Source organism: Chitinophaga tropicalis (assembly GCF_009758205.1).
In the GTDB taxonomy this organism is placed as follows: Bacteria; Bacteroidota; Bacteroidia; order Chitinophagales; family Chitinophagaceae; genus Chitinophaga; species Chitinophaga tropicalis.
The window spans coordinates 596,972-609,893 of sequence record NZ_WRXN01000001.1 but is presented as its reverse complement, the minus strand read 5'-3'; the positions used below and the strand labels follow the sequence as shown (position 1 = coordinate 609,893).

Genomic DNA, 12,922 nt, shown 5'->3' with positions numbered 1-12,922 from the left:
ATTTTATTCTATTTTTGCTTTCCTTAAAAATTTAGACTATATAATATATGTCAGTTATTCAGAAGATCAGGGATAAATATGCTGTGGTGATCGTTGTGGTGATCTGCCTCGCTATTGTTAGTTTCCTGCTACAAGATGCCTTTTTTGGCAGAAACTCTATAATGCGCCGTTCTACCACTGTTGGTAAAGTAAATGGTGAAGAACTGGATTTGTCAGAATACCAGCAAAGGATCAAAGTTGTTGAAGACAGGTTGCGCCAGGGAAACCCTACCGGTTCTCTGAATGATCAGCTGAGTCAGCAGGCACGCGAAACAGCATGGAACCAGTTCCTGAGTGAAAAGATCCTGAATGCTCAGTATGAAAAACTGGGTATTGCGGTTTCTGAAGCTGAGATATCTGACCAGTTTAACGGTAAAAACCCTAACCCGGTTATAGTAAGACAATTTACAGATGAGAAGACCGGTCAGTTTGACCGCGCCAGGATGCAACAGATCCTGCAGAGTGTTGGCCAGGATAAAACCGGTCAGACCCGTGCAAGACTGCTGGAGCTGGAAGACTATATTGCTCAGTCCAGGATCTCTGCTAAATATCTTTCCCTGATCAGTAAAGCTGTTTACTATCCTAAATGGATGGCTGAGCAGCAGATCAAAGATAATTCCCAGTATGCGTCAGTATCTTATGTAGCTGTTCCATATTCTACTATTGCAGATTCTACTGTTAAAGTAACTGACAGTGAACTGAAGGCATATATTGATGATCATAAAGAGATGTTCAAAACTGAGGAATCACGTAAAGTTGAATACCTGGCTTTCAACGTAATTCCTTCTGCTGCTGACAGTGCTGCTGCTCTGAAAGTTCTGTTTGATGAAAAAGCAGAAATGGATACTACCAGCATAAATGATATTGCAGGTTTTATTAACCGCAACTCTGACCTTCCTTTTTATGATGGTTATGTAGCGAAAAGTGCACTGATGGTACCTCAGAAAGATACCATCGCTTCTCTCCCTGTAGGTGCAGTGTTTGGTCCTTATTATGACAACAACCTGATCGTGTTCGCTAAAATGATAGACAGGAAGATGCTGCCAGACAGTGTTAAAGTGCGTCATATATTAATAGCTTCCGGACAGCAGGGTGGTTTACCTGATTCTATTGCCAAAGTACGTATAGACAGTATTAAAAATGCTGTGAAAGGCGGCGCTGATTTCAAAGCGTTGGTTGATCAGTATACTGACGACGTAGCCAGCAAAGCTACCGGCGGTGAATATGATGTAACTCCTTCTACAGATTTCCTGAAAGAGTTCAAAGATTTTGCGCTTGAAAAGGAACAAGGTACTATTGATGTTGTGAAAACACTGGCTGGTTACCACCTGATCCAGGTAATGGAAAGGAAGAACATTGGCCAGGCGCTGAAAATAGCTTACCTCGCAAAACCAGTTTCTCCAAGCCGCGAAACAGACAGCAAAGCTTATGCTGACGCAAATGAATTTGCTTCTAAAAACCGCGACCAGAAAACTTTTGAAAAAACGATCCAGGAGAAAGGTCTTAATAAACGTATTGCTGACAACCTCCACCCTATGGACCACGTGATTTCCGGTGTTGGCCAGGCACGCGAGCTGGTACGTTGGGCGTATGAAGCCAAGAAAGGCGACGTAAGTAATGTGTTTACTTTCGATAACACCTATGTTGTAGCTGTGTTAAGCGCTATCCGCGAAGAAGGTACTGCTTCCCTGGATGAAGTAAGGCCTGCTGTTGAAGCTGAAGTGAAAAAACATAAAAAAGCAGAAAGCATCATTGCTGAACTGAAATCTCCTGCTTCTCTGGATGCTGTTGTGAAGGCTACCAAACAGCCGGAACAGAAAGCAGAAGGCATTAACTTTGGTTCTCCTTTCATTGCTTCAATGGGTTATGAGCCACGTGTAGTTGGCGCTATCTACAATCCAGCCTGGGGACCAGGTAAAATAAGCGCTCCTGTTGAAGGTAACGCAGGCGTATATGTACTGAGAGTAGATGCTTTCCAGCCTACTACCCAGGCACAGGATGCTAAGAGCGTGAGCAGGGCTTATGAGCAGAGCGTAGCTTCTGCACTTGACCAGCAGCTGTTCCTCGTGCTTAAGAAACTGAGCAAAGTTGAGGACAACCGCGGTAAGTTCTTTTAAGGGATCTTCAAATAACTGATAAAATAGCGAAAGGCCGTCCACCCGAGTGGACGGCCTTTCGCATTTTTCGTAATTTTGTATCAAAGCGGATATTATGGAAGAGATTGTAAATAAAGTAGCACAAAGTGGATTACTGACCATTGACCTGGAAGATTATTACCCAAAAGAGGAAACTGTGGAGTTTGATATGAAGCAGCATCTCTTTATGGAAATGATATTGAAAGAGAAAGACTTCCGTGCTGCCCTGCAGACATGGGACTGGGAACAATACCGTAATAAAAATGTAGCCATTTTCTGTTCTGCAGATGCGGTGATCCCCTTTTGGGCATATATGCTGGTAATGACCTACCTGGAGCCGGTGGCAAATTTTGCTGCCTTTGGCAGTAAGGAAGATGTGTTTAAGGTGCAGTTCATGAAAAACCTGGCTGCAATAGATGTGAATGAATATGCGGATAAACGCATAGTTATCAAGGGCTGCGGAGATAAAGGCGCCGGCGAGGCTGCTTATGTTGAGATCACCCGCCTGTTAAGACCTGTGGTAAAAAGCCTGATGTACGGAGAGCCCTGTTCTACTGTGCCTATCTATAAGAAGAAGTAGTTTATCAGAACCAGTTCCTTCTTTTGAAGAGGTATATCATGCCAACCAGCATGACGAACATAACAGCCAGGGTAATGAAATAGCCGTTCTGCGTATGTATTTCCGGCATGTTATCGAAGTTCATACCGTAAATGCCGGCTACAAAAGTAAGCGGGGCCATTAAAGTGGTTACCACTGCCAGTACTTTCATTATCTCATTCATTTTCAGGTTGATCTGAGTGTTGTACTGGTCCTGAAGGTTATTCACAACATCCCGGTAGTTCTCAGAAAGGTCTGTTGCCTGGATAATGTGATCGTATATATCCTTGAAATATTTGGTGGTACGTTCTTCCAGCAGATCGCTCTCACTTTTCAGAAATCCGTTGATCAGTTCTCTTACCGGAACGATAGCCCGTTTGAACAGTAGCAATTCCCTTCTGAGGAAGTTGATGCGGGCCTGTGTACGCGGGCCAGGCTGGTGCTGCACGAGATCTTCCATCAGTTCTATCTTCTCTCCCAGCTTTTCCATGATATTGAAATAGCTGTCTACAATGGTGTCCAGCAAGGAATAACAGAGATAGTCGGCCCCGGCGTTCCTGATCCTGGAGCGTTCTATGCGCAGTCTTTCTCTTACAGGATCAAAGACATCTCTTATAGGATCTTCCTGGAAAGAGATCACGAAATGTTTTCCCAGTACTATGCTGATCTGCTCCTGTTCTATGGTAGAGCTTTCTTTATTGAAATAGATCATGGGCAGGAGACAGAACAGGTGGTCTCCTATCTCGTCCATCTTGGCCCGCTGGCCAACGCTCATAATATCATCTTCCAGGAGATAATGTACCCCCAGCCGCATGCATATTTCGTGAACAGCTGTTGGGTTGATCCCATCTATATTGACCCAGACAGTTCTCTTGTTGTTGATATGTTTGAATATAACTTCCACATTATCAGTAGTTACTTCCTGGCACTGTGGTGCATCATAGTCAAAAATGGAGATCCTGATATGCTCTGCCGGCTTACGGGTAGATGGCCCTGTTGCAGGGTTGTAGTTCATGATACGCTGTTTCTTTACCTTGAAAGGGTTCAGGGTATCCAGTACCTGTAAGGGCAATATGCGGGAAGGCTTCGACATGTCAGAAATGTTTAATCCGGGCTTGTGGATTAAAATTAATGCAAAATTTGTGTACAGATCATAGATAAACCATAGTATAATACGTGTACTTGTCTATGTTATGCTGGTATTGCCCGGATCATAAAAAAGAAACTGCCGGCGAAGACACCACCGGCAGCCAGATTGGTTATTTAAGATAGGATATGGAGACACAGTAATAAATGGTGCATTATTCACCGCCGTAAATTTTTACGGAGGTACAAACGCAGTACAAAAAAGGGAATTAATAGAGACTGGATAAGTAACAATGCTATCTTATTCTCATCAGGGAACATCACGGGTTGTATTACAACATAGCTAATTGCTTCTCATGAGAATATGGTAAGAGCGATAGTGCGTGCAAATAACAATACTGCATCAATAATTCCAAAAAAAATACTCAAAAACTCAAGAAATGTGAGATTTATGAGTAATTACAACGTAATTCTGAGCAAAAAAGTTCACAGAGAACTTCCCCGGATAGTCCCTTTTTCCTGCAATTTCTAAAAGGAATTGTTTTTGTTGTGAATATCCCTGATGTATTTGGCTAATCATATAAAACAAATTTTATGGAAAACAAGCTCAGTAATAAGAAGGTAGCTATCCTTGTGGCCGACGGATTTGAAGAAGTTGAATTTACACAGCCACTGGAAGCTTTACAGAATGCCGGTGCGCAGGTGGAAGTTGTTTCTTTGAAAGAGGGGCAAGTGAAGGCCTGGGCAAAAAAAGACTGGGGAGGGGAATATCCGGTTGATAAGACTGTGGAAAATGCAAATGCGAAAGATTATGATGCGCTGGTGTTGCCAGGAGGAGTTATGAATCCTGACCATCTGCGTGAAAGCCAGGATGCAGTAAACTTTGTAGCTGGCTTTTTTGATGACAGCAAGCCAATTGCTGCCATCTGCCATGGTCCGTGGACATTAATAGAAACAGGGGAACTGAAAGGCAGGAGGGTTACTTCTTATCCGTCCCTTAAAACAGACCTGACAAATGCAGGCGCCAACTGGGTAGATGAAGAAGTAGTGGTGGATAATGGCCTGGTTACCAGTCGCAATCCTAACGACCTACCTGCTTTCTGTAAAAAAATGGTAGAAGAAATAAGTGAAGGCGTTCATGTGTGAATGGTCAGAGAATGCGTGCAAAAAAAATGGCTCCCATTAAGGGAGCTATTTTTTCTTCCTGTATTTTATTTCCACATTTGCCACTCCTGTATTTACCATCCCTATACGTTTTGCTGCTTTTTTGGACAGATCGATGATTCTTCCTTCTGCAAATGGGCCTCTATCATTAATGCGAACTTTCACTGATTTCCCGTTAGCAATATTGGTGACTTTCACTTTAGTGCCGAAGGGCAATGAACGATGTGCTGCCGTAAGCCTGCCCTGGCGGAATGTTTCGCCACTGGCGGTCTTTCTTCCCTGGAACTTATCAGCATAATAAGACGCCTTACCGGTTTGCGTAACTTTCCTGCTGCAGGAAGCAAAGCAGAGTATTGCACATAGCAGTACAATAATGTTGCGAGAATAATTTATTGTTATCATAGGCTTCTAATCAGAAAGGGCTAATTGAACCGCCCAAGTTAAAAAAATCAGAAAGGATATCCAATTGCAATATTTAATATGAGGTTCTCTTTGCGCCAGTCGGGATCACCAAATTTAATATCCTGTATTACCCATCTTTCGTTTGCCGGGAGCCAGGGCTTACGTAAAGGGAAGGCAAGGTCGAGGCGTACAACGAGAATGGATGCGTCTACACGCAGGCCCACACCGGCATCGACAGCAATCTGGCTCAGGAATGAGGATGTCTTAAACTCACTGCCTGGTTTTTCCGGTACTTCATTGGCCAGCCAGATATTACCTGCATCAATGAATACAGCACCATTGAAGATGCCTGTCAGTTTGGCCCGCAGTTCGGAGTTATATTCCAGTTTCACGTCTCCGGCCTCATTAGCCAGGAAACGGCTTACTGTATCTCTGAAGGAGCCGGGCCCCAGTGTTCTGGCCCTGAAGCCGCGCAAGCTGCTGCTACCCCCTATAAAGTATTGTTTTACAAATGGTAGTGTTGAGGAGTTGCCATAAGGAATACCATAGCCTGCGTAGAGGCGGTTTATCCACGTCATTTTCCGGGTGAGTTTCCAGTAGTGGCGGGCATCGGCACTTAAACGGATAAACTGTGCAAAAGTGCTGCCCAGGATATCTTTGGAACCGGAACTATTCTTAGGAACGAACAATCCTGCCAGGTTGCCGGAATAATCAAGATCTCCGTTCAGGTAAACGCTGTGTACACGGTTGTCTGCCTGAGTGTTGTAAGTCACGTTGTAATTGCCGCCCAATATGAATTGCTTTTCAATAGCCGCCCGCTGGCTGGGATCGTTAAGCAGGATACTGTCATACCCCGGTGTTGTTTTGGTAGGCAGGACATAGGTGATTGCTATGGGAGACCATTTATGTTCCAGGTGCTGCGTTTTACGCCAGATGTACTGGAACTGGAAAGTATAAGCGTTCAGATTATATAACTGACTGCGGCTGAACAACTCATAACTCAGGCTGATGCGGGTACGCGGTACGTAAGGTGTGCGTACGTTCAGGTTGAATAAGGGTTGCCAGAAGCGGGGAATAGTGACAGCTACTTCGGTTTTGAAGTTATAGGAATTGCCTCCTGTCTGTACGGTGGGGCTATTACCTCCTACCTGCCATTCCATACCGCCGGAAACACTCAGTTCCAACAGGTTGGCTGCGTGTAGCCAGTTACGGTTGCGGGCCGTAAGCCGTATCTCTGAACCTACGAAGTTGTTGGATTTGGAAGTGCCTCTTAACTCTACAGACAGGCTGCGGCGTGGGTAAGGAGTGAGGAAGAAGCTGGCATTGAGCCGGGTGCTGTCTCCCCTGACGGGACGGAATTGTCCTTTTACAAACTTAAAGGTGCCAAGATCTGTTAAGCGGCGAAGAGTCACCTCATGTTCACTGAGCCTGTATAAACTATCCGGTTTCAGGAAAATGGAGCGGTCAAACACACTGGGCCTGAATTTTTTAGTAGAATCTATTATGCGGATACCGTTGTACATAAACGGAGTACCTCGTCTTATGGCAGAGTCATTCTCCAGGGAATAGTCCGGGTACAGCGTGATGTTTTTCATCCTGTAGGGCCTGCGTGCAGGGGCAGGCGTACTTTCTTTGATGGTAACGAAGAGGTCTACCATGCCGTTGTTGGTACTATCTACTTCTACCAGCAGGTGATCTGGCGTAAAATAGTAATACCCCTGTTCTTTAAGCCTGGCATGAATGCGCGCACGTTCTGCCTTGACGCTGTCCAGCCGGAAGGGGCGGTTCAGTTTCAGGGTGCTATTGCTGTATGCACGTGCAACAGCTTTTCCGAGGTCGCTGCTGTCTGTTACGTAAGTAACGCTTTTGATGCGGTAGCGGCGATTGGGAACAGCGGTATAGGTGATAGATGCTTTTTTCTTTCCCTTGTTTTTGATCTCTGAGGTTACTTCTGCCTGGAAGAAACCGTTATCCACCAGGTATTGTTCCAGTACGTTGGCGGTGTAGTCTGGTTTTGCACTGCTTAACAGTACGGGCGGTTCTCCCCATTTTTCGCGGAGGAGGTAATTCAATCCTTTTCCTTTAGGCTTTTTACCGAGGTTATAGAACCATAATCTGAAAGGCAACCCGGCAAATTTCCTGTTGGGATTGGGGCGTATCTGGCTGTTCATGGCAGCGGTAAGTGTTCCATAATCGCGGGGTTTCCTTCCATCCCATTTAATATTGGCGCCAGTGTAAAGCCTGTCATTTTCGGGGACAGATTTAGTGGTACTGCATGCGCTGAAGCCAATGGCAAAAAGCGTTGCAAGAATTAGAATTATTATATGCCTGTTTCCTATAGTCATTTTATTTCTTACTGGCTTTTTTGGGAGAACGGAGTTTTTCCTGTTTCTTTTCTCTCTTAGAGCGCTGGAAGATCTCTTTAAAATCATCGTAGTCCATGATCAATGCAAAAGCTACCCCTGTTTCAACTACCTGGCCTTCAATGACTGTGTAGTTATCGTTACGCTGGTATACTCTTACGCGGTAGCGGCCGTCGCGCGTCAGCTTATATTCAACAGAAATATCGCCTACAAGAGAGCTGGGGTTGGCCTGGTTCTCTCCCTGCAGCATTACGTTTGAGCCGACAGAGACAGAGAGCCGGTCGTTGAAGAGGCTCTTGGAGGCGCCTACTTTAAGATTGGTGGTTTCCTGGGCGGAGCCGGTGGAATAATCTTCGCCGGATTCAACGTCGAAGTTGAGGTCTATTCCCTTTATGAGATTACCGGCCAGGTTATTCAGTTGCTGGGACAGGATTTTGCTTACGCTCTGGCGGGCCATGTTGCTTACGCCGAGATCTCCGCTACCCTCTCCTGCCAGCGGGTCGTCAGGAATGAAACTGTTCAGAACCAGTAATCCCATCACCTGTTTATTCAGTTCAGAAGGTATCTGGTTGATCTGTTTAATACGGTTATATACAGTGCCGCTGAAAACGTTCTGTTCTGCTTCCGGCATATCCAGCTGGAAGGAGATCTCCGGTTTCATGAGCTCTCCCTTGATCTTAAGGTATACGTAGAAGGGTAATCTCTGCTTGTATTTATTACGATCTGCACCTTCCAGTTTGCTTACCTGATCCTGCACCAGGTCTGCCGCGGGGGCATTGACAGTATAGCGTGCGGTAATGTCAAGATCAGCATTGGTGGCGTCTCCGCTGAAAGTGATAGTACTTCCTTTCTCGATAGAGAAGGAGCGTTTGATCAGCTGGTTGAGAGACATTTCATATTTACCTTCCTGGATCTCGTAACGGCCGGTGAGCGTCATTTTACTGCTGGCGTCCAGTGTGGCGTTAATATTGGCAGTGCCTTTTGCCTGAACATAGTCGCCATTCACCGGATCGATAATAATCTTAATGGTAGATTCCGGGGTTATTTCTGCTACGCCTGAAAAGTTGATGCCCTGCAGACGGGGATTTTCAAACCGGGTGCTGTCTGTCAGTTTCACGAGGGATGAATCTACAGGATTGGATTTATCAACAAAAACGATCACTCCTTCACGGTTAGCAACGCCAGGTTCTTCAGAAGGAAGGGTAACGGTGACGCTGGATTTATCTTTCAGCTTTACGGTGGCGTCTACACGGGGCAGGTCAAGATTGCCGCGGATCCTGATACGGGTATCTATAAACGCAGGGCCATAGTACAGCTGGTCACGGTTCTGCTGTTTACCCAGTATCATGAAGTTGCTGGAGTTGATGTCCATGTTGAAGGTGTAGTCAGTAAAATCCGGTGTGTTGATACGGCCGTTCACTATCAGTTCATTACTAAGACTATCGGTTATAACAAGTTTGTTGAACTGTATGCCTTTTTCATCGAGGATGATATTCTCGTCCGGAAGGGAAAGAGGAACGCCAACATAGGTGACGGTGCCGCCAGCATCGCTGAAATGCAGGTTGCCTATCACTTTGGGTTTCTCTGTAGAGCCGGTGATCCAGAACTGTCCGTCGGCATAGCCATGCATCCTTGTCATGTTGCCGAAGGTGAATGGTTCGAGGGCCGCAACTTTCAGGTTGTTGATCTCTATTTTACCATTGATGGTGCTGTCATACGTGCCGGTCACCTGCATATCGTTCTCATTACCGGCAAGTGTAGCCGCCAGTTTGTACTGGTTGGGCTGTGGTGTTTCCAGTGAGGCGTTCAGGGTGCCTATTGCGGTGCCTCTGAAAGCAAGGGAATCTATTTTTAATGTACTGGTTATCAGCGGAGATTTATCGAGGTTATTCACTTTAGCCTGTGCATTCAGTACACCGTTTGCCAGCAGGGTATCCGCCGCCAGCAGTGCGGTGATAGTAGACAGTTTAAAGTCTTTGATGGTAGCCTGTAGGGGCGGCAGGGAGCCGCTACTGCTGTCCCGCAGGGTTTGTACCTGTATGGATTGTTCCTGGAAGGACAGTGTCAGGTTAGCTGTATCGGGCATGCCGTTCCTGAGGCGGATGTGATTGTCCTCTCCTGCTTTCCAGTTCTGGCGGTTCAGCAGCAGGTCTGGTTTAAGAGAGAGGTCTATCATGCTGTCAGGAAGGAAGGTAACATAGCCGCCCAGTTTGTATTTGGGCTTACGTTTGACATCGTCCAGCAGGAGGTCCCAGTCCACTTTACCGCTATTGGCTGTAGCTGTAAGCAGGGTATGCTGCAGCGGTAATACCTGGTGATACAGGCTGGCCAGGGATGCGGATGCTTTCAGTGTAGTGTCGTGGAGTAGAGCGGTTATATTCAGGCTGTCCAGGCGGAGAGAATCGTACAGGAGTTTTGGCAGCTGAGCGTTGACAACCATCAGGGAGCTGTCTGAATTGAGCCGGCCATTTATGGTGAGCGGCTGTTCCATCCTTAATCCCGGCGCCATTGCCCTCAGGCTGCGGGGCCAGGAAAGGGAGGCGTTCCATTGCAGTACCTGACCGGCAGGGACCTGTACCAGGCGGGCGCTATCGTATGGTTGCAAGGGTTTGTTAATGATCTTGCTAAAGGCATCGCCCACCTTTGTATAGTCTATCATGCCATTTGCCCTGATAAAGCCAAATGGCCCTTCCAGTGAAATGTATTGCTGGTCTTCGTACCGGGTTATGAGGGCAATGGTGTCTAAAGTGAATACCTGTTTGTCTGTAGCTATCTGCCATCCATGCAGGAAAGCGGTGCCTTCCAGGCGGGTGGGGTCCATGCTGGTGAAATTGGCGGAGAGATCTCCTTTCAGCAGCAGCGGGTCTGTGTACCATCTGGTAGCATGGAGGTCTGCCTTGTCTACCTGGAGGCTGGCCTGTAATGTTTGCAGGCTGGTATCGCTGAGAGTACCGTTTATATCGAAGGCCAGTGTGAGGCTGGTGTCTGCGCTTCTGCCGTCAGCATGCAGGTCCTGTTTATCCAGTTTAGCGTTGACATCTATATCATGATAAGTGTACCCGTTGTAGGTAGCGGCATCCAGTCTTGCTGTTGTGGTGAGCAGCATGCCGGGGAATGTGTAGCCCTGTCCGTTAGCCACTATCCTTCCGCTCATCCAGCCCATGGTGGTATCGTATAATAGGAAGCCCGGGTTTACGTTGAAGGAGGAAATATTCACATCGTAACGGGCGCGGATACTGTCTGTTATATTCTGCAGACGGGCCGCCAGGCTGGCATTAGCCATATTGCTCTTTAGTTCCAGCTGTGTTTTCATGTCCTGCATACCTCCCAGGAACCGGCCGGTGATGAGCATTTGTTCCGGCAGGCGTGGTGTGTCAGGCATGGTGCCCGGGGGGAGCCAGGAGCGCAGAGCTTTGTTGCCGGAGAGGATGTAGATAGATGGCAGGTTGGCATAAAGGCGATCAGGATCGGTAGCATGTTCTACTTCTCCGTTGGCATGAATGCGGTTGCCCTGATTGTCTGCCGCCCGGAATGTTTCTATGATCAGTTTACCCAGGCTTCCTTTCAGTATTGTGGTGAGAGATAATTCTTTGTCCCACAGCGGCTGCATGTATTTGTTGCTGCGAACATCGGGAACGAAAGGCAGCCATTCTCCCAGGGCAATATGTGAAGAGTCGATATTGGCCTGCATCTGGAGCTGGTCCAGGTTGTCAGCCACGGTAGACCATGAAGGCACTCTCAGTGTAATATGTTTGCGCAGCAGGCTGCGGTTGGTTTCCAGGAGGAGATTGTTGAGCGCTACTGACTGTGGTGTGAACAGGAAGTCAAAGTGGGCCTGTCTGATGGCAAAGCCGGATTTGTCACGCATGTTCAGTTTATGCAGGATAGCGCGGGTAGTGTCTTCCTGGTAGAGGATATTGGAGACGAGGGTATTGAAGTTGGTGATAAGCAGGTGGTTATAGTCGGGATCATTTTTTAGTGCTCCTCTTGGTGCAGGGGCGGTATTGTCATCGTACTTCATGGTCAGCCGTTCTATCTCTGCTTTAGTAGCCAATACTTTCCAGGTATTGGGTGTACTGTTTGCCGGAGCCGGGGTGGTATCCCGTGCTGCTGAGAGGGAAAGCGCGCCTGTGGTACCGGCAACGGTGACGTTGCCTATCTGTACCAGTGTAGAGTCCAGGTCTATGCTGGAGTTGGTCAGCTGCAGATCGGAGATCTTCCATACGGTAGAGAGCCCGCTGGCTTCGTCTGTGTAGAGGAAGGCGCTGTTGCTGATCTGTAACTTTTTGAGCAGCAGGTGAAAGGGGGTGCCGGAGGTATCTGTTTCTGCCGGAGGAGGGGCACCGCTGGCCAGTTGTTTGGGGCGGTAGTCCTGGCGGTAGAGGCCTTTCAGCCCATCCAGCCGGATGCCGCGGAAGGTGTAGAGCCCTTCATCGAGCAGCAGATCGTCAGGGTCTATATGCAGTTCTTTCAGTGTTACGACGGCGGTCATGCCTTCCGGTGCGTCTGCAAAACGGAGGCGTACTGCGCGGAGGGAGATGTCTTTTATTCTGAACTGGATGGTAGTGCCGGTTTCGGAGGAAAGGGTGTCTGGCGGAGCGTCTGTGTTGCCGAAGGCGTCAGTGATGAACTGAAAGTTATACACACTGTCTCCCATGTTTTTGTAAACGTTGATCAGTACAGAATCCCACTCAAGGCTGTTGATGCGCAGTTCGTTGTTGAGAAATGCCAACAGGTTGTACCGGAGCTTCAGGCTTCCGGAGAAGAGGAGTGTCTGGGAGGAAGTGTCTGCCACAAATACGTTACGTAGTTCCAGGTATCTCCATCCCCTCATGCGGAGGTAGCCTATGCGTACCTGCGTATGAAGTTTTTTCTGAAGATACTGTTCTCCCTGCCGGCGGATGTAATCCTGAACAGGGGCTAACTGCAAAAGCAGTACGGCCATAACCGGTATTATGAGCAGGACAACAAGCGTCCATAATAACCACCTCCACCAGGGCCGGCCATGATGTGGTTTTTCGTCAATTGCTGGTTCTGTCACTATGAAAAAGTTACTTACAGTAAATAACTGAATTTAAATGTTTTAGGGCACTGTTTATTTAAACTGATATCTACAAACAAAATTTGTACCTGCC

Annotated in this window: 7 protein-coding genes; 3 read left to right on the top strand and 4 right to left on the bottom strand. The window is 47.2% G+C overall.

Going from position 1 to position 12,922, the window contains the following annotated elements:
* Positions 1–47: 47 nt before the first annotated feature.
* Both GO493_RS02570 and GO493_RS02565 read left to right on the top strand, forming a co-directional pair.
* Complete coding sequence (locus GO493_RS02570) at positions 48–2,156, top strand: peptidylprolyl isomerase (protein WP_157304534.1); 2,109 nt, start codon at positions 48–50, stop codon at positions 2,154–2,156.
* 94 nt (positions 2,157–2,250) lie between these two features.
* A complete protein-coding gene (locus tag GO493_RS02565) occupies positions 2,251–2,754 on the top strand; it encodes a DUF2480 family protein (protein WP_157304533.1) in 504 nt (167 codons plus the stop codon).
* Between the two features lie 4 nt (positions 2,755–2,758).
* Here the strand turns inward: GO493_RS02565 and corA are convergent, their stop codons facing one another.
* Positions 2,759–3,865, bottom strand: a complete 1,107-nt coding sequence (gene corA, locus GO493_RS02560) for a magnesium/cobalt transporter CorA (RefSeq protein ID WP_157304531.1) — start codon at positions 3,863–3,865, stop codon at positions 2,759–2,761.
* 587 nt (positions 3,866–4,452) lie between these two features.
* On the opposite strand from corA, the gene GO493_RS02555 reads away from it, so the two are divergent.
* Positions 4,453–5,004, top strand: coding sequence for a type 1 glutamine amidotransferase domain-containing protein (locus tag GO493_RS02555; RefSeq protein WP_157304530.1), 552 nt, complete (start codon positions 4,453–4,455; stop codon positions 5,002–5,004).
* 45 nt (positions 5,005–5,049) lie between these two features.
* On the opposite strand, the gene GO493_RS02550 is transcribed toward GO493_RS02555, so the two are convergent.
* Genes GO493_RS02550 through GO493_RS31310 form a run of 3 tightly spaced genes read right to left on the bottom strand, consistent with a single transcriptional unit; the run spans position 5,050 to position 12,828 of the window.
* On the bottom strand, positions 5,050–5,424 hold the full coding sequence (locus GO493_RS02550; RefSeq protein WP_157304528.1) for a septal ring lytic transglycosylase RlpA family protein: 375 nt from the start codon (positions 5,422–5,424) through the stop codon (positions 5,050–5,052).
* Between the two features lie 47 nt (positions 5,425–5,471).
* Positions 5,472–7,769, bottom strand: coding sequence for a translocation and assembly module lipoprotein TamL (gene tamL, locus GO493_RS02545; RefSeq protein ID WP_157304527.1), 2,298 nt, complete (start codon positions 7,767–7,769; stop codon positions 5,472–5,474).
* Between the two features lies 1 nt (position 7,770).
* Positions 7,771–12,828 (bottom strand): translocation/assembly module TamB domain-containing protein, encoded by a 5,058-nt coding sequence (locus tag GO493_RS31310; RefSeq protein WP_157304525.1) that lies wholly within the window; start codon positions 12,826–12,828, stop codon positions 7,771–7,773.
* Positions 12,829–12,922 lie beyond the last annotated feature (94 nt).

Bases quoted from the DNA above. Each gene is read 5' to 3' on its own strand.
- GO493_RS02570 (WP_157304534.1), top strand. From the start codon at position 48: ATGTCAGTTATTCAGAAGATCAGGGATAAATATGCTGTGGTGATCGTT.
- GO493_RS02565 (WP_157304533.1), top strand. From the start codon at position 2,251: ATGGAAGAGATTGTAAATAAAGTAGCACAAAGTGGATTACTGACCATT.
- corA (WP_157304531.1), bottom strand. From the start codon at position 3,865: ATGTCGAAGCCTTCCCGCATATTGCCCTTACAGGTACTGGATACCCTG.
- GO493_RS02555 (WP_157304530.1), top strand. From the start codon at position 4,453: ATGGAAAACAAGCTCAGTAATAAGAAGGTAGCTATCCTTGTGGCCGAC.
- GO493_RS02550 (WP_157304528.1), bottom strand. From the start codon at position 5,424: ATGATAACAATAAATTATTCTCGCAACATTATTGTACTGCTATGTGCA.
- tamL (WP_157304527.1), bottom strand. From the start codon at position 7,769: ATGACTATAGGAAACAGGCATATAATAATTCTAATTCTTGCAACGCTT.